The 18,744-nt window shown below is 34.5% G+C and carries 13 protein-coding genes and 1 pseudogene; 7 read left to right on the forward strand and 7 right to left on the reverse strand.

Annotated features, from left to right (window positions below; translation table 11 throughout):
• Window positions 1-11 precede the first annotated feature (11 nt).
• The 6 genes from argJ to JV528_RS12945 all read right to left on the reverse strand — a co-directional run bounded on the left by argJ (window position 12) and on the right by JV528_RS12945 (window position 7,668).
• On the reverse strand, window positions 12-1,253 hold the full coding sequence (argJ, locus tag JV528_RS12920; RefSeq protein WP_000682616.1) for a bifunctional glutamate N-acetyltransferase/amino-acid acetyltransferase ArgJ: 1,242 nt from the start codon (window positions 1,251-1,253) through the stop codon (window positions 12-14).
• Window positions 1,254-1,264: 11 nt separating this feature from the next.
• Complete coding sequence (gene argC, locus JV528_RS12925; RefSeq protein ID WP_069993944.1) at window positions 1,265-2,296, reverse strand: N-acetyl-gamma-glutamyl-phosphate reductase; 1,032 nt, start codon at window positions 2,294-2,296, stop codon at window positions 1,265-1,267.
• Window positions 2,297-2,334: 38 nt separating this feature from the next.
• On the reverse strand, window positions 2,335-3,519 hold the full coding sequence (gene rocD / locus JV528_RS12930; protein ID WP_204177450.1) for an ornithine--oxo-acid transaminase: 1,185 nt from the start codon (window positions 3,517-3,519) through the stop codon (window positions 2,335-2,337).
• Window positions 3,520-3,771: 252 nt separating this feature from the next.
• Entirely contained in the window at window positions 3,772-5,127 is a 1,356-nt protein-coding gene (brnQ1, locus tag JV528_RS12935) for a branched-chain amino acid transport system II carrier protein BrnQ1 (protein ID WP_000728178.1), read from the reverse strand.
• A 276-nt stretch (window positions 5,128-5,403) separates the two neighbouring features.
• A complete protein-coding gene (locus tag JV528_RS12940; RefSeq protein WP_014532541.1) occupies window positions 5,404-5,961 on the reverse strand; it encodes an isochorismatase family protein in 558 nt (185 codons plus the stop codon).
• 66 nt (window positions 5,962-6,027) lie between these two features.
• On the reverse strand, window positions 6,028-7,668 hold the full coding sequence (locus JV528_RS12945; protein WP_204177451.1) for an alpha-keto acid decarboxylase family protein: 1,641 nt from the start codon (window positions 7,666-7,668) through the stop codon (window positions 6,028-6,030).
• 191 nt (window positions 7,669-7,859) lie between these two features.
• On the opposite strand from JV528_RS12945, the gene JV528_RS12950 reads away from it, so the two are divergent.
• On the forward strand, window positions 7,860-7,961 hold the full coding sequence (locus tag JV528_RS12950) for a hypothetical protein (RefSeq protein ID WP_000979527.1): 102 nt from the start codon (window positions 7,860-7,862) through the stop codon (window positions 7,959-7,961).
• On the opposite strand, the gene ptsG is transcribed toward JV528_RS12950, so the two are convergent.
• Complete coding sequence (ptsG, locus tag JV528_RS12955) at window positions 7,940-9,985, reverse strand: glucose-specific PTS transporter subunit IIBC (RefSeq protein WP_001227713.1); 2,046 nt, start codon at window positions 9,983-9,985, stop codon at window positions 7,940-7,942. The genes JV528_RS12950 and ptsG overlap by 22 nt on opposite strands.
• Window positions 9,986-10,570: 585 nt before the next feature.
• On the opposite strand from ptsG, the gene mupG reads away from it, so the two are divergent.
• The 6 genes and pseudogenes from mupG to JV528_RS12985 all read left to right on the forward strand — a co-directional run.
• A complete protein-coding gene (gene mupG / locus JV528_RS12960) occupies window positions 10,571-11,626 on the forward strand; it encodes a 6-phospho-N-acetylmuramidase (protein WP_000145570.1) in 1,056 nt (351 codons plus the stop codon).
• Window positions 11,626-12,522 (forward strand): N-acetylmuramic acid 6-phosphate etherase, encoded by an 897-nt coding sequence (gene murQ, locus JV528_RS12965; protein ID WP_204177455.1) that lies wholly within the window; start codon window positions 11,626-11,628, stop codon window positions 12,520-12,522. Before mupG ends, murQ begins: the two co-directional genes overlap by 1 nt.
• Before the next feature lie 11 nt (window positions 12,523-12,533).
• Entirely contained in the window at window positions 12,534-13,988 is a 1,455-nt protein-coding gene (locus JV528_RS12970; RefSeq protein ID WP_000159756.1) for a PTS transporter subunit EIIC, read from the forward strand.
• Window positions 13,989-13,990: 2 nt separating this feature from the next.
• Window positions 13,991-14,866, forward strand: a complete 876-nt coding sequence (gene rpiRb / locus JV528_RS12975) for a pentose phosphate pathway transcriptional regulator RpiRB (RefSeq protein ID WP_000181832.1) — start codon at window positions 13,991-13,993, stop codon at window positions 14,864-14,866.
• A gap of 223 nt (window positions 14,867-15,089) precedes the next feature.
• Window positions 15,090-15,944 carry a hypothetical protein gene (locus tag JV528_RS12980; protein ID WP_204177453.1) on the forward strand — a complete coding sequence of 285 codons (855 nt, stop codon included), beginning with the start codon at window positions 15,090-15,092 and terminating at the stop codon, window positions 15,942-15,944.
• A gap of 178 nt (window positions 15,945-16,122) precedes the next feature.
• A pseudogene (locus tag JV528_RS12985) lies at window positions 16,123-18,726 on the forward strand (type I restriction endonuclease subunit R); the annotation flags it as partial.
• Window positions 18,727-18,744 lie beyond the last annotated feature (18 nt).

Consider the following 18,744-nt stretch of genomic DNA (forward strand, 5'->3'; position numbering starts at 1 on the left):
CCAACACCACCTTATGTTCGATATGATGCGTTAATACGCACATAATCATAGGATAAATCACAACCGTATGCAGTCGCTACAGCGTTACCTAAACCAAGCTGAACGTCAATTGTGACATTTTCATGAGTTAATGTATTCGACATAGCTTGCTCATCAAATAGTACAGCCATACCTTTATCCACGACAGGTATTTGGTTCAGTTGAACATATGTGCAGTTAGGATCAATTTCACATCCGCTGTAGCCTATAGCTGTAATGATTCGACCAAAATTGGCATCTTCGCCAAAAATGGCTGATTTTACTAGATTTGAACTTACGATAGTTTTACCGATTTTTCTTGCGTCTGATATTGATTTAGCGCCTGAAACATTGACACTGATTAACTTTGTTGCGCCTTCGCCATCTCTGGCTATAGCTTTAGCTAAAAATGTACAGACAAAATTGAATGCATCAACAAATATTTCCCATTGTGGATGGTCTTGATTAAGTATTTGGTGTTCAACTTGCTGATTTGCCATGACTAATACCATGTCATTTGTACTTGTATCGCCATCAACAGTAATCATATTAAATGTATGGTCAGTCGAAGATTTTAATAATTGATGAAGTGTATTCGATTCAATTGATGCATCGGTTGTTATAAAAGCAAGCATGGTAGCCATATTTGGGTGAATCATACCTGATCCTTTAGCACTGCCACCAATTGTAATGGTTTTACCATCAATATTTAGTGATACAGCGATATGCTTTGTACATGTATCAGTTGTTAAAATTGCCTCGTTAAACGCACCTGGTGTTGTAAAATTAGCATCATTAATATGTTCTGTACCAGTTTTAATTTTATCCATTGGCAAATATTCTCCAATGACCCCAGTTGAAGCAACAGCAACATGCTCAGATGGTATTTGAAGTTGTTGAGCAACCCATGTTTGAGTTTGTTGTGCATCATCGATACCTTGCTGACCTGTGCAAGAATTTGCATTAGCTGAATTAACAACAAGTGCTTGTAATTTCCCTTTAGACTTTTGTAAAGTGTCTTCAGTGACAATAAGTGGTGCAGCTTTAAATTGGTTTAAAGTATATACGGCAGCTGAACTTGCTAAAGACGATGAGTAAATCCAGCCAAAGTCTTTTTTGTTAGCGCGTAAACCGATGTGCATACCACCGGCCGTGAAGCCTTGAGGTGTACTGATATCGCCATGTTTAATAATTGAAAAGTTATATTGTTGTGATGTCGTTTCTTGATGTTTCATTCTAACACCCCTTATGGATAAACTGGTGATTGTTTTAGGCCAGTCGTAACTTCAAAATCATATAATATATTTAAGTTTTGAATGGCTTGACCACTTGCCCCTTTGACAAGGTTATCAATCACTGATACTAAAATTGCTGTTTGCGTTGTTTCATCTACATAGATACCGATATCGCAGTAGTTACTACCGAGTACTTCTTTTGTGGTTGGAAAAGTCCCAATATCTCTAATTCTGACAAATGGCTGATTAGCATAATAAGAGGTCATTAATTTATGTAATGATTCAGTCGTATATTCAGATGATAATTTGACATATATTGTTGATAAAATACCTCGTGTCATTGGTACTAGATGTGGTGTAAATATGACTGATACATCTTGACCCGCAATGATAGATAAATATTGCTCGATTTCCGGTTTATGTTTATGGTTTCCGATTGCATAAGCGCTTAGATTTTCATTCATTTCTGAAAAATGAACACGTTGTGATAATGAACGTCCAGCACCTGACACGCCGGTCTTAGCATCAATAATAATAGATGACAAATCTATAATTTTTTCGCTAATAAGTGGATGTAATGCTAATAACGTTGCTGTAGGGAAACAGCCAGGGTTAGAAATGAGTTTCGTTCCATTGTTATCTAAAGATTGCCATTCTGAAATGCTGTAAATAGCATGATCCAAATCAACTTGTGCTGCAGCAGTTTCTTTGTAATATGCTTCATATATTTCACGATTCTTAATTCTAAATGCGCCAGATAAATCGATAACATGAATACCTTTTTCTACTAAGGGAGGGATACATGTTTTACTTACGGGTGCTGGTGTCGCAAAGAAAATTACATCACAGTCATTATTGTCCACTGTAAGTGCTTCGAAATGTTGCATAATATGTTGTAAATGTGGAAATGTTAATTTCAACGGTTCATCTACTTTTGAATGTGAGTAGATGTGTGCAATCGTTACATGAGGATGTGTTTGTAATAATCGAATTAATTCAATTGCGCCATAACCGCTACCGCCAACGATACCTACTTTAATCATCATGAATCCCTCCTATATCATATATAAATGATTAATTGTTAATTTTTAAAAACGTCTTGAAAAGCTGCAACAATTTGATTGATTTCCTCTTTATCAATGACTAGAGGTGGTGACAATCGAATGATAGTACGATGCGTGTCTTTGCATAAGATTCCACGTTGAATCAGTTGATCCACAAAAGGTGCAGCATCTGTGTTAAGCTCTATGCCTATAAATAAACCACGGCCTCTAATTTCTTTAATACTAGGATGTTTAAGTTGTAGCAACGCTTTTAATAAAAATGAACCTAAGCGTTCTGATCGTTCAACCAGTTGTTCATCTTTAAGTACATCAAGCGCTGCCGTCGATATTGCAATGGCTAAAGGGTTACCACCAAATGTTGAACCATGTGTACCTGGTGTTAGAACACGCATGACATCATTATTTGCAAGTACAGCAGATACAGGGTATAAGCCGCCACCCAATGCCTTACCTAAAATATAAATGTCTGGAACAACTTGCTCCCATTCCATAGCAAACCATTTCCCAGTTCTACCAAGACCAACTTGAATTTCATCTGCAATCAATAATATTTGATGTTTATCACATAGTTGACGCACAGCTTGAATATATCCTTTCGGTGGTATATTAACGCCACCTTCACCTTGAATTGGTTCCAAAATAATTGCTGCTGTATTCGGTGAAATAGCTTGTGTTAATTGTTCAATGTCTCCAAAATCTACTGTTGTAGTGCCTTGAAGTAGGGGGTGAAATCCTGCTTTATATGCGTCGTGGTTAGATAGTGATAATGAGCCAAGTGTACGACCGTGAAAATTGTTATTCATAGCGATGATTTCAACTTGTCCGTCAGTAATGCCTTTAACTTCAGAGCCCCATTTTCTAGCAATTTTAATGGCTGCTTCAACAGCTTCAGTACCAGAGTTAAGGGGGAGTACTTTGTCTTTCTTAGCAAGATGACAAATTTTTTCTTCCCATTTCCCGAGATTGTCACTATAAAGGACACGTGAAATGATAGACAACTTTGAAGCTTGTTCTGTCATCGCTTTAACAATTGTTGGATGACAATGGCCTTGGTTTGCAACTGAAAAACCCGAAATGCAATCTATATATTGTTTGCCATCAGTATCCCAAACTTTGACACCTTTACCTTTAGTAATTACAAGCTTAAGTGGTGCATAATTATTAGAACTATAATAACCAGTTAATTCAATGATTGAATTCATCGGTCTCCCTCCTTTATATTTATACAATTTAAAGAATTAATATTAATATATTACAGTTGTTCAATATAAGTGTCAAATGTAAATTTAATAATATAAAGATAAAGTTGTGTATGTATTAATGTGGTTCGTAAAATGAAAGTACTAATATTTTTCGTGGATAATCATTAATATGTATGTATACGAGTGCAGTTTAATGTAGTATGAATAAAAAATGCCACAAGCATATGTTTAACATATGACTGTGGCATAGTATTATGCTTGTGGAATTTTACGATGCTTAATTTTATAAATAATGAAGCCGATAATGAAACCAATCAAACTGAGAACAACCCAGCCCATACCAATGTCTGATAATGGTAAATATTTTTGGCTGAAATTAATCAAAGTTTGTGAGAATGATGTGCTTGAAATGAACTCTGGACTAGCTTTTAATCCATCTACTAATGCAGCAATCATTGTAAAGAAAATGGTACATTGATAAATAATTTTTGAATGATGGAATTTGCTACTAAATAATGTTAGTACAATCAAGGCAATTGCTAATGGATATAAGAACATTAACACTGGGACTGAGTACATAATAATTTTAGTTAAGCCAACATTCGCGAATAAGAATGAGATAAAGCTCACAACTGTTGCAATCGCTAGGTAATTCATTTTAGGGAAAAGGTGTTCAAATGTTTCTGAAAATGCCGTAATTAAACCGATAGCTGTTTTTAAACAAGCAACCATAACGATGAGTGATAACAAGACGATACCGTAGTTACCTAAGTAGTATTGCGTAATTTGCGCTAAGGCAATACCACCATTTTCACTAAGTTTGAAATGACCAATACTTAATGTACCCATGATTGCTAGTAGGGTATAAATGATCCCCATCATAATGATACTGATAGTACCAGACTTAATTGTTTCTTTAGCGATATCAGTTGGATTTTCGATACCTAACTTTTTAATCGTTGCAACAATGATGATACCAAATGCCAATGACGCTAGCGCATCTAAGGTATTGTATCCATCTAAAAAGCCGTTAAATAAGGCGTTTGATTGATATTGTTTACTAATAGGTGCATCAGATATGCCACCTAATGGATGGATAAAAGCAAATAATAAAATAATTGCTAATAATACTAAGAATACTGGATTTAAAAATTTACCGATATATTCTAAAATTCTTGATGGCTTTCTCGCAAAAAACCATGCAATCACAAAGAAGACGAAGCTAAAAATAAATAAATATAAAGTGATTTGCTTTGGTGATAAAAATGGCGAAAATGCAATTTCAAATGATGTAGTTGCCAGTCTAGGTAAGGCGAAAAATGGTCCGATAACTAGATATAAGGCAATCGTGAAAATATAAGCATATGTTTTATTAACACGCGATGCAATTTCAAATAAACCAGATGTCTTTGAAATGCCAATAGCAATGATACCTAGAAATGGTAAGCCAATTGCTGTAATTAAAAATCCTAAGTTAGCGATAAAAACGTTAGAACCAGCAGCTTGACCCAAGTGTATTGGGAAGATAAGATTGCCGGCACCAAAGAATAATCCAAATAACATAGAACCTATAAACATGTTTTCTTTAAATGTTAGTTTCTTCTTCATATATGTATTTGTTCTCCTTTTTAGAACTTATAAAAATCTACTTAATTAAGATAATATCAAAAATTAAACCTAAAGTGATACATAATTTTGTAATAAATACTAAATTTTTTGAAAATTCCGGAATAAACACTGTTTTTATGTAGTAGGGGCGTAGGTTAAGAACGGTTTAACAGATATAGAATATGTTAAATATAGAAGGTTAGACAACCCGACGTATTAATACTTTGTAAAATAAAGATACCCCCTTCAATATGATCGAAGGGGGTAAGTGTATGCTTAGTTCAATATATTTAGTAAGTCGCTTGTGGTTACTGTTTGCCCCATTATAGGGAATAAATTATCTATTGGGAATTGATGTAGCGTTTCGTTTTGAGCGCTCATCATGTCAGTAACAAAATACTGATCGTAGTTTAATTGATAGGCGTCTCGTGCTGTCGTATCTACACCAACATGTGTTGCTACACCGCCAAGAACAATCGTATCAATTCCTCGACGTCTCAACTGTAAGTCTAAATTCGTTCCTACAAATGCACTAAATTGTCGTTTGTCTATGACAAAATCTCCATCTCTCTTGTCTAATAAATGATGGAAACGACTGTAGTCGTCGCATTCTTTTGGTGGTAATGATACCATCGAATTTGGTTTCAATGCATCTTTACCATCATAGAATTTAACACGAACGAATACGATAAAACCATTGTTTTTTCTGAAAACATCTATTAATTTATTAGCGTTTTGAACGACATTTTCAGCAGTGTATGGGGCATAATCCATTTTAAGAATACCTTCTTGCAGGTCGATTAACACTAAAGCGGTTTTATTAAAATTAATCATCTTATATCAGAGTCCTTTTCGTTTAATAAAGTATCTGTTAAAGCTTATACCCTGTATAAGATGAAATTATTTATTTTGTTGCGAAAAAGCTTTAGCGATATCGATCAGTTTCTTTGGTGCATCTTCGACAGACATTTTGACTTCGACAAAATGCATCACATCGGGATGACCATTAATTGCATTAAACGTGTCTTGTAAATCTTTTGATGATTCAACGTCATGAATTTCAACATTTTTACCACCACATACAGCTGGTAAAGCTTTATAATCCCACATGTGAATTTCATTATAAGGTTCATACATGCCGTGAATAAGTCGTTCTACCGTATAACCGTCATTATTAATCACAAATAATACCGGTTTAATATGCTGTCTAATCATAGTTGAAATAGCTTGAACAGTTAGTTGCAATGAGCCATCACCAATTAATAATAAGTTACGACGATCTTTGTCTGCTAATTGTGAACCTAATGTTGCAGGTAATGTATAGCCGATAGAACCCCATAACGGTTGCCCTATAAAAGTATTGTTTTTGTATAATGCTAAATCATAAGCACCAAAGAATGACGTACCTTGATCAGCAATAATGACATCATTTGGTTTTAAGAAATTTTGCATCATTTTAAAATAAGTTTGTTGTGTTAATGGCTCTGTGCCAACAGTATAATCGGGTGATGTTGGACGATGATAAGCAGGGAACGCTGCGTTATTCGTATATGATATATCGGTCAATTGTTGTAGTAATGATGGTAGAGATATTTCATCATTTGTAACATCATCAATTTTGATATTGTGATGATTTAACATAACGACATCATCGATATTGAATTGGTATGAAAATCCTGCTGTTGCTGAATCTGTTAATTTGGCTCCAATATTTAAAATTAAATCGCTGTTGTCCACATAATCTCGTATTTTATCTTCGGCAATTTTCCCATCGTAAATACCCATATAATATGGATTTTCCTCATTAAAAGCACCTTTTCCTAATGAAAGTTGTGCTACTGGTATCTGTGTTTGATTTACAAAATCTTCTAATTCTTGATGGAGGTGAAAACTGTTAATTTCATGTCCAGTAATGATGATAGGCTGCTTCGATTGATGCAATTTAGATGCTAATAACTCTATATATGTTGACGCATCAGTATCTTTGGCTGCTGTTACTTCGAATGGTGTCGGTATTTCAATTTCAGAGATTGCGACATCGATTGGTAAATGTAAATGAACTGGGCGTCTTTCGGCGATTGCTGTATTAATTAAACGTGGTATTTCGGTTGTTGCATTTTCAGGTGTGATATAACCTTGTGCAACGGTTATATGTGCAAACATTTTTCGGTAGTCGTCAAATGTACCTTCACCAAGTGAGTGATGTACATATTTACCGGCTTGTTCAACAGCACGTGTCGGCGCACCTGTAATCGCAATGACAGGTATGCGTTCAGCATACGAACCTGCGATACCGTTGACGGCACTTAATTCGCCAACACCAAATGTAGTAACTAATGCAGCGAGTCCATTAAGACGGGCATAACCGTCCGCTGCGTAACTTGCGTTTAATTCATTTGTATTTCCTACCCAATCTACATTGGGATTACTGATAATATCGTCTAGAAAAGCGAGATTAAAATCACCAGGAACACCAAAAATTTTATCGACGCCTGCTCGATGAATAGCGTCAATTAAGTAAGCTCCAATGCGTTGTTTCATAAAAAAACCACCTTTTCTCTATATTTACACTTAAAATGATAGCCTCGAATATAGTGTAAGGTCAAGGAAGTTGACTTTGTTGTGAAAACGCTAACAATAGTGAGCAATTAATATTTTTTAGGAAATGAGTATGAAGGGGGATTTAATTGATGATCTTAAAATTCAAAATTTAAGGGGAGAGCGAACTATCAATGATGCTGCAAAACACAATAGCAATGAAAAAACAGGCGCGTCACCTTATGAAGGTATACGCACCTGTTTATAGTAAGCATTATTTAGCTTCAAATAATTGATCGCCAAATGAAATGTTGCCATGTTCACCTTGTTTAAAATCAAGGTTTGTAATGTTTCCTTGTGTAACGATAATAGGCGTAATATCACTCTTTGCATGATTGCGGATGTAGTCTAAATCAAAGTTGATTAATAAATCACCTTGTTTAACTTCTTGACCTTCCTCAACATGTAAAGTAAAGCCTTCTCCGTTTAATTTAACAGTGTCTAAACCGATGTGGATTAATAGTTCTAAACCACTATCTGATACAAGACCAATTGCATGTTTTGTTGGGAAAATCATTTGTACTTTACCGTTGAATGGTGCACGAACTTCACCTTGTGAAGGTTTGATAGCGATACCGTCACCCATCATTTTTTCGCTGAACACTTGATCAGGCACTTCTGATAATGGTGTTACTTCACCAGTTAATGGTGCATGAACGATATGGCTCAATTCGCTTGTTGCAGATTTATCTTCTGCAACAACAACAGTTTCGTCTTTATCGTCTTCCATAGTAGTAGGGTTTTCTACTACTTGACCATTCATAATCTGTTGCATTTCATGTTTGATTTGGTCAGATTTAGGACCAAAAATTGCTTGCATATTATTGCCGACTTCTAATACACCAGATGCGCCTAAATCTTTCAAACCAGGAACATCAACTTTAGATTTGTCGTTAACTTCAACACGTAGACGTGTGATACAAGCGTCTAAATGTTTAATGTTTGCTTTGCCACCCATAGCTTCTAATACTGCATATGGTAATTCAGTTGCTGAAGCAGTAACAGCTTGTGATTGCTTATCTTCACGACCTGGTGTTTTGTATTTTAATTTTACAATTAAGAATCGGAATACGAAGTAGTAAATGACTGCGTATACAAGACCTACAGGAATAACTAACCACCATTGTGTCTTATTAGGTAGTACGCCAAGTAAAACGTAGTCGATGAAACCACCTGAGAATGTATAACCTAGATGAACATCCAATAAGTACAATGTTAAGAATGATAAACCATCAAGTACTGCGTGAATAAAGAATAATAATGGTGCTACGAATAAGAATGAGAATTCTAAAGGTTCTGTAATACCAGTTAAGAATGATGTTAAAGCAGCAGAACCCATTAAACCTGCTACTACTTTCTTGTTTTCAGGTTTAGCTGAGTGATAAATTGCTAAAGCTGCTGCAGGTAAACCGAACATCATAACTGGGAATTCACCTTGCATGAATTTACCAGCTGTCAAATGTGCGCCTTCACGAATTTGTTCGATAAAGATACGTTGGTCACCGTGAATAATTTCACCAGCTGCATTTTTCCATGAACCAAACTCGAACCAGAACGGTGCGTGGAAAATGTGATGTAGACCGAATGGAATTAATAAACGCTTAATAAAACCAAATAAGAATACGGCAACACCAGTATTTGAGTCTAATAATCCTGTGCTGAATGCATTTAATCCTGTTTGGATTGTTGGCCAGATTAATGCCATTGGGAATGCTAAAATAAATGATGTTGTAGCCATCATAATAGGTACGAAACGCTTACCAGCGAAGAAACCTAAATAAGATGGTAAGTTAATGTTATAGAACTTGTTATAACACCAAGCTGCCAGGGCCCCGATAATAATACCGCCGAACACACCTGTTTGTAATGTTGGAATACCTAAAATGCTAGCGTAACCACTCGCTGGATCAGTAACATTTTTAGGTGTAACTTGTAAAAAGTCACCCATTGTTTTGTTCATGATTATGTAACCGACAAATGCTGCGATAGCTGCTACGCCATCACCGCCAGCTAATCCGATTGCGACACCTAATGCGAAAATCATAGGTAAGTTTTCAAAAATAATACTACCGGCTGCTGTCATTAATTTAGCGACATTTTGAACGCCACCATTTTGTATAAAAGGCAAGTAGTGTTGTAATGCTTCGCCTTGTATAGCTGTACCGATAGCTAATAACAGACCCGCTGCTGGTAAAATTGCAACAGGTAACATTAGTGCCTTACCAATACGTTGCAATTGACCGAAAAGTTTCTTCCTCACTTGTCCAACCTCCAAAGTTGTATTTATTATTTAAGATTCAATAAAAAAGACACGAGCAAATAGACTGTGTTGGTAACCATCACAGCTTAATTTAACTCATGCCTAATCTTACTTAGTAACACGTTGGTGTATGTAATTAATGTAAAAGAAGCAATTGACTAAGTAGTATATAAAACTGATACGTTAGTTTATCTAGCTTACCATCACATCTTATTGAATCTTATTTGTTTGCGACTCCTATTTTAGCATGGTGAAGTATGCGTTTTCAATACAATTATTAAATTCAATTTCAAATCTCTTAATTGTTCACAGATTATTATTAAAACATAATATAAGATAATCCTGAATAAAATGTATAAAAGTTGTTGTAATAATCCAGCAGTAGCAGCTATTATCAGCACTTAAAAGAAAAGGATAATCTTTGATGGTATAATAATTAACTTGTGACAGAAATATGTAAGATTATTACAATGAACAGGCTTCAACTGATTAATATTGTAATGTGTTTTCTCTTATAGTAAAATGTAAGCGATTACACAACTCAACTATATTTTCCTAATAATTATATTGTTAAGGAGGGCTACTTTGACAGGCTTTTCAGTGTATTTAGGACAACCTTTAGATGAAGCGTATATTAAGCGAATGATTAAACAAGGTTACCAAATGATTTTTACATCTGTACAAATACCAGAAGAAGATGACGAGACAAAATATCATTATTTCACAAAACTACTCAATTTATTAAAACATGAACAAGTGACTTACCTCATAGATGCTAATCCATCTATATTAACACCATCTTTTTATGAGCATCTTCGACAATATGATGCACAATTTATGATTCGTATCGATCATAGTACATCAATTGAGGCAATCGAAGCGATAATGGCACAGGGTTTAAAGTGCTGTTTGAATGCAAGTATTATTTCCCGGGAATTGTTAACAAGCTTACATCAACAATTGAATGATTTTACATTACTTTCATTTTGTCATAACTATTATCCAAGACCAGATACGGGATTATCTGTTGACTTGGTCAATAAGAAAAATGAACTCATTTATCAATTTAATCCAAAGGCACAAATATATGGTTTTATTGTAGGGAGTGGTTTGCGAGGTCCTTTGCATAAAGGCTTGCCAACAATTGAAGCAACGAGACATAGTCATCCTGTCGTTGCAGCTAAATTATTACAAGAAACTGGTGTATCTGAAGTGTTAGTTGGAGACTCATTGATTGAAATGAGGCAGGCAAAACAACTTATAGATTTTTGCAAGCATAGGCATTTCACGTTATGTATTGAAGAAGTGTTTGATACGACAGTGACTTACCTTTTCGATATGTGTCATAAAGTACGTCCGGATAATCCGGAAAATGTCATTCGTTCGGAAACGTCAAGACAAATATGTCCACATTCGATTCAACCACAGTTTACAACGCAACGACGCATTGGTTCGGTAACCGTTGATAATTTGAATAACGGACGTTATCAAGGTGAAATGCAAATTGTGAGACAAACGCTTAGTGCACATGACAATGTGAATGTTGTTGCACAAATTATTAAAGAAGACTTACCACTGTTAAGTTGTATCGAGCCGAATGATACATTTGATTTTCAAAAAACTAGGGAGTGTAAGAAGTGATGGAAAATAGTACGACCGAAGCGCGTAATGAAGCGACGATGCATCTTGATGAAATGACTGTGGAAGAGGCTTTAATTACGATGAATAAAGAAGATCAGCAAGTCCCGTTAGCAGTTCAAAAGTCAATACCACAATTGACAAAAGTAATTAAAAAAACAATTGCACAGTATAAAAAGGGTGGACGATTGATCTATATCGGTGCAGGTACAAGTGGAAGATTGGGTGTCTTAGATGCAGCGGAGTGTGTACCTACATTCAATACTGACCCTCATGAAATTATAGGTATTATTGCTGGTGGACAACATGCTATGACAATGGCTGTAGAAGGTGCGGAAGATCACAAAAAATTAGCGGAAGAAGATTTGAAAAATATAGATTTAACATCAAAAGATGTCGTTATAGGAATTGCCGCGAGTGGCAAAACGCCATATGTTATAGGCGGTTTAACATTTGCTAACACAATCGGTGCTACAACAGTATCTATTTCATGCAATGAACATGCAGTTATAAGTGAAATTGCGCAGTATCCAGTAGAAGTTAAAGTTGGTCCAGAAGTATTAACTGGTTCAACGCGTTTAAAGTCTGGTACAGCACAAAAATTAATTTTAAATATGATTTCAACCATCACAATGGTTGGGGTCGGAAAAGTTTACGATAACCTCATGATTGATGTTAAAGCAACCAATCAAAAACTGATCGACCGTTCAGTGCGTATTATTCAAGAAATATGTGCTATCACATATGATGAAGCAATGGCGTTATATCAGGTATCTGAGCATGATGTGAAAGTTGCGACAGTTATGGGTATGTGTGGCATTTCTAAGGAAGAAGCAACAAGACGGTTATTAAACAATGGTGACATTGTTAAACGAGCAATCAGAGATAGACAACCTTAGGAGGGATTTAAATGACCAAAGAACAACAACTTGCAGAACGAATTATTGCTGCAGTAGGTGGTATGGATAATATAGATAGTGTCATGAACTGTATGACACGTGTGCGTATTAAAGTGTTAGATGAAAATAAAGTAGATGACCAAGAACTAAGGCACATTGATGGTGTCATGGGTGTTATACACGATGAACGCATTCAAGTTGTGGTTGGACCTGGTACAGTCAATAAAGTGGCTAATCATATGGCGGAATTAAGTGGTGTTAAACTAGGTGACCCAATACCACACAATCACAATGATAGTGAAAAAATGGACTATAAATCATATGCAGCTGATAAAGCAAAGGCGAATAAAGAAGCACATAAAGCAAAACAAAAGAATGGTAAGTTGAATAAAGTATTGAAATCAATTGCCAATATCTTTATACCGTTGATTCCTGCATTTATTGGAGCTGGATTAATTGGTGGTATTGCAGCAGTACTGAGTAACTTAATGGTGGCAGGCTATATTTCAGGTGCTTGGATTACGCAACTTATAACAGTATTTAATGTCATTAAAGACGGTATGTTAGCATACTTAGCTATTTTCACTGGTATTAATGCGGCTAAAGAATTTGGTGCGACACCAGGACTTGGTGGCGTGATTGGTGGTACAACGTTATTAACGGGTATTGCTGGTAAAAATATTTTAATGAATGTCTTCACTGGAGAACCATTGCAACCTGGGCAAGGAGGGATTATTGGCGTTATTTTTGCTGTTTGGATTTTAAGTATTGTCGAAAAGAGATTGCATAAAATTGTGCCAAATGCGATTGATATTATTGTAACGCCGACTATTGCATTGTTGATTGTAGGACTATTAACTATCTTTATCTTTATGCCATTAGCAGGTTTTGTTTCAGACAGTTTAGTTTCAGTAGTTAACGGAATTATTAGTATTGGTGGCGTATTTAGTGGATTTATCATTGGTGCAAGCTTCCTACCGTTAGTTATGTTAGGACTTCATCATATTTTTACGCCAATTCATATAGAAATGATTAACCAATCTGGTGCTACTTACTTATTGCCAATAGCAGCGATGGCTGGTGCTGGACAAGTAGGTGCCGCATTAGCACTTTGGGTAAGATGTAAACGCAACACAACATTACGTAATACTTTAAAAGGTGCATTGCCAGTTGGTTTCCTAGGTATTGGAGAACCATTAATCTATGGTGTGACTTTGCCATTAGGTCGACCTTTCTTAACTGCTTGTATTGGCGGTGGTATTGGTGGCGCTGTAATAGGTGGAATTGGACATGTTGGTGCCAAAGCAATAGGCCCAAGTGGTGTGTCACTATTACCATTAATTTCAGATAATATGTATTTAGGTTATATTGCAGGATTACTTGCTGCGTATGCTGGTGGATTCGTTTGTACATATTTATTTGGAACGACAAAGGCGATGCGACAGACAGATTTGTTGGGTGATTAATGATGACAAATATTTTATATCGCATTGATAAGCAGTTGAGTGATTTTACGAAGACAGAAAAGATAATCGCTGATTACATTTTAAAGAATCCACATAAAATCATTGATATGACTGTGAATGATTTGGCAGATGTTACGAATGTTAGTACAGCATCAATTGTTAGATTTAGTCGGAAAATGACACATCAAGGTTTTCAAGAGCTAAAGATTGCGATATCTCGATACTTACCCGAAGATATTGCAACCAATCCACATTTAGAATTGATTGAAAATGAATCTGTAGAAACTTTGAAAAATAAAATGATTGCTAGAGCAACGAATACGATGCGATTTGTAGCTACTAATATTATGGATGCGCAAATTGATGCAATTTGTGATGTGTTGAAAAATGCCAGGACAATATTTTTATTTGGATTTGGCGCATCGAGTTTGACTATTGGTGATCTTTTTCAAAAGTTATCTCGTATTGGCTTAAATGTCAGGTTATTACATGAAACACATTTACTTGTGTCAACATTTGCGACGCATGATGATAGAGATTGTATGATTTTTGTGACGAATCAAGGTAGTCATAGTGAATTGCAGTCAATTGCACAGGTGGCCACACATTACAGTATTCCCATCATAACTATATCTAGTACAGCTAATAATCCAGTGGCTCAAATTGCAGACTATGCATTGATTTATGGCAGAACTGATGAAAATGAAATGCGTATGGCGGCTACAACGTCACTATTTGCACAGTTATTCACGGTAGATATATTGTACTATCGATTTGTAGCATTAAATTATCATGCGATTCTAGATTGTATAACCCAATCGAAAATGGCACTTGATAATTACAGGAAGCATCTTGCGACGATAGATTTTAAACATTAGATATTGTGTGCGTTCTAATATAAAGTTAGTTGCAACGTAAACAATTGAAGTTTTTGATGTGATTCAGTTGCTTGATGAAAAATTGTTGATACAAGTTTGTAAAACTGGCATAGAGGCTATTTTGAAAATGATAAAGGCGTGACAAATTAAAGCAAAGTTCAGATTTGAGCTTTGCTTTTTTCATAGTATAGAAATTAAATGCTGTTATTAAGGGGGAATTAATTTGGAACTTAACGAGATGATTAATTTTGTAAAAGAAAACAATAAGATAATTGTTACTTTATCGCTAACAATTTTCACGTCTGTAATATTTCCTGAGTTAAAAAGTTGGTATTCAAAAATCATTAATACTGAAAACAAATATAGAATATTCGATAGGGCAATTATTATGATTGGCACAGTGTTACCAATGTATTTTCTTTTAGGATTTTTGAATTATAAAATATATATTAAACTGCTAGAAAGACCTCATAGTGAATTTATTAATACAATATGGTTTTCATTAATAGGCATAAGTTATGGATTAATCTTATTTATAGCTATTTCAACTTACCGAAATTATTTAGCGATTGTTAATAGATTTCAATTATATAAAATGTGTGGAAATTGTGATTACATACATCCCTATAGGTTTGTTGTAAATAAAGAAAGTACATTAATTAAAGATTGTTTTAAAGTTGGCAATAATGACCTTTACGAACCTGGATCAAACTACAAAATAATTAACCTAAATCAAACCATATATGGACACTATGAAAAAGTTGAAAGTTTTTATCAAAATAAAAACGACAAAATATTCCATATCATTACGCTAAATAGAAAAAACTTAATAAGAAGTTGGCTTTTTATAAATAATTGCTCTATTATTTTATGTCGTTTTACAATGCCGATAGTGTTCACTTTATTTATTTTTTCTTTATCCTATTTTGATAATGGCATTTATAATGCTTTTATTCCAATTGTGATATACATTTTCACTTTTGTTTTTCAATCAATCATATTCAATAAAATATATACAGAGAACAAACAATTGAGGACGCAATATATTCAAAAGTTGAACTCTGGCATAGAAGTATAAAAATATAAAGAATAGTGTGTGTTGGTGTTTTTAGGATGTCACTTACCTCAAAGACAAATATTAAAAGATAAGACAATAAAATTAGAATAAATTTACGTTTGAAGATAAAAAACAAACATTTTTCATTAAAGTTTATGATATATTTAGAGCAATAGAAAGTGTACGGAAGGGGATATGAATGGCATACCAAAGTGAATACGCATTAGAAAATGAAATGATGAATCAACTTGAACAATTGGGTTACGAAAGAGTAACGATACGTGATAATAAGCAATTGCTTGATAATTTTAGAACGATTTTAAATGAGCGTCATGCGGACAAATTAGAAGGCAATCCCTTAACAGATAAAGAATTTCAACGTCTGTTAACGATGATTGATGGGAAAAGTATTTTCGAGAGTGCCCGTATTTTACGTGATAAATTACCACTTAGACGTGATGATGAGTCTGAGATTTATTTGTCGTTTTTAGATACGAAAAGTTGGTGTAAAAATAAGTTTCAAGTGACGAATCAAGTATCGGTCGAGGATACATATAAAGCACGTTATGATGTAACGATATTAATCAATGGACTACCCCTTGTCCAAGTTGAATTGAAACGTCGAGGCATTGATATTAATGAGGCGTTTAACCAAGTAAAACGTTACCGTAAACAAAATTACACAGGCTTATTCCGCTACATACAAATGTTTATCATTAGTAATGGTGTTGAAACGCGATACTTTTCTAATAATGATAGCGAACTATTGAAGAGTCACATGTTTTATTGGAGTGATAAACAGAATAACCGAATCAATACATTGCAATCGTTTGCTGAGTCATTTATGAGACCTTGTCAATTAGCTAAGATGATATCGCGCTATATGATTATTAATGAAACAGATAGAATACTGATGGCAATGCGTCCGTATCAAGTGTATGCGGTAGAATCACTTATTCAACAAGCGACTGAGACAGGGAATAATGGATATGTATGGCATACAACTGGAAGTGGTAAGACGTTGACTTCTTTTAAAGCGAGTCAGATTTTATCACAGCAAGATGACATTAAGAAAGTTATCTTTTTGGTTGACCGTAAAGACTTGGATAGTCAAACAGAAGAGGAATTTAATAAATTTGCTAAGGGTGCTGTAGACAAAACTTTTAATACCTCGCAACTGGTACGCCAACTAAATGATAAAAGTTTGCCACTTATTGTAACGACGATTCAAAAAATGGCTAAAGCGATTCAAGGTAATGCCCATTTATTAAAACAGTATAAAACGAATAAAGTTGTATTTATTATTGATGAGTGTCATCGCAGTCAATTTGGTGACATGCATCGTTTAGTTAAACAACATTTCAAAAATGCCCAATACTTTGGGTTCACTGGTACGCCACGTTTCCCAGAAAATAGTAGTCAAGATGGTAGAACAACTGCAGATATTTTCGGTAGATGCTTACATACGTATTTAATTAGAGATGCTATTCATGATGGTAATGTACTTGGTTTCTCAGTTGACTATATTAATACTTTTAAAAATAAAGCTTTAAAAGCAGAGGATAACAGCATGGTTGAAGCAATTGATACTGAAGAAGTCTGGTTAGCGGATAAACGTGTGGAATTAGTAACACGACATATCATCAATAATCATGATAAATATACACGTAATCGTCAATATTCAAGTATATTTACAGTTCAAAGTATTCACGCGCTTATTAAATATTATGAGACATTTAAGCGACTTAACAAAAAGTTGGAACAACCATTAACGGTAGCTGGTATATTTACGTTTAAACCTAATGAAGATGATCGTGATGGTGAAGTGCCATATCATTCGCGTGAAAAATTAGAGAAAATGATTAGTGATTATAATAAAAAGTTCGAGACGAATTTTTCAACAGACACGACTAATGAGTATTTTAATCATATTTCAAAAAACGTTAAAAAGGGCGTTAAAGATAGTAAAATTGATATTTTAATCGTTGTTAATATGTTCTTAACTGGTTTTGATAGTAAAGTACTGAACACTTTATATGTTGATAAGAATTTAATGTATCATGATTTAATTCAAGCGTATTCACGTACAAATAGGGTTGAAAAAGAATCAAAGCCATTTGGTAAAATTGTAAACTATCGTGACTTGAAAAAAGAGACAGACGATGCACTGAGAGTATTCTCACAAACAAATGATACGGATACAATTTTAATGCGTAGTTATGAAGAGTATAAAAAAGAATTTATGGACGCTTATCGTGAGCTTAAAATGATTGTGCCGACACCACACATGGTTGATGACATTCAAGATGAAGAAGAGCTAAAGCGCTTTGTTGAAGCTTATCGTTTATTAGCTAAAATAATATTACGTTTAAAAGCATTTGACGAGTTTGAGTTTACAATTGATGAGATTGGAATGGATGAACAAGAGAATGAAGACTATAAAAGTAAATATTTAGCTGTGTACGATCAAGTAAAAAGAGCGACGGCTGAGAAAAATAAAGTATCCATTTTAAATGATATTGATTTCGAAATAGAAATGATGCGTAATGATACGATTAATGTGAATTATATTATGAATATATTGAGACAAATTGATCTTGAAGACAAAGCGGAACAACGTCGTAACCAAGAACAAATTAGACGTATTTTAGATCATGCAGATGATCCGACATTGAGGTTAAAACGAGATCTAATTAGAGAATTCATCGACAATGTTGTACCTTCTTTAAATAAGGATGATGATATCGATCAAGAATATGTTAATTTCGAAAGTATTAAAAAAGAAGCGGAGTTCAAAGGATTTGAACTGCACCCAGTCTAG

Origin of the sequence: Staphylococcus sp. GDB20D11A, assembly GCF_016893255.1 — a bacterium.
Lineage (GTDB): Bacteria > Bacillota > Bacilli > Staphylococcales > Staphylococcaceae > Staphylococcus > Staphylococcus aureus.

Bases quoted from the DNA above. Each gene is read 5' to 3' on its own strand.
- argJ (WP_000682616.1), bottom strand. From the start codon at position 1,253: ATGAAACATCAAGAAACGACATCACAACAATATAACTTTTCAATTATT.
- argC (WP_069993944.1), bottom strand. From the start codon at position 2,296: ATGATTAAAGTAGGTATCGTTGGCGGTAGCGGTTATGGCGCAATTGAA.
- rocD (WP_204177450.1), bottom strand. From the start codon at position 3,519: ATGAATTCAATCATTGAATTAACTGGTTATTATAGTTCTAATAATTAT.
- brnQ1 (WP_000728178.1), bottom strand. From the start codon at position 5,127: ATGAAGAAGAAACTAACATTTAAAGAAAACATGTTTATAGGTTCTATG.
- JV528_RS12940 (WP_014532541.1), bottom strand. From the start codon at position 5,961: ATGATTAATTTTAATAAAACCGCTTTAGTGTTAATCGACCTGCAAGAA.
- JV528_RS12945 (WP_204177451.1), bottom strand. From the start codon at position 7,668: ATGAAACAACGCATTGGAGCTTACTTAATTGACGCTATTCATCGAGCA.
- JV528_RS12950 (WP_000979527.1), top strand. From the start codon at position 7,860: ATGATGCTGCAAAACACAATAGCAATGAAAAAACAGGCGCGTCACCTT.
- murQ (WP_204177455.1), top strand. From the start codon at position 11,626: ATGGAAAATAGTACGACCGAAGCGCGTAATGAAGCGACGATGCATCTT.
- JV528_RS12970 (WP_000159756.1), top strand. From the start codon at position 12,534: ATGACCAAAGAACAACAACTTGCAGAACGAATTATTGCTGCAGTAGGT.
- rpiRb (WP_000181832.1), top strand. From the start codon at position 13,991: ATGACAAATATTTTATATCGCATTGATAAGCAGTTGAGTGATTTTACG.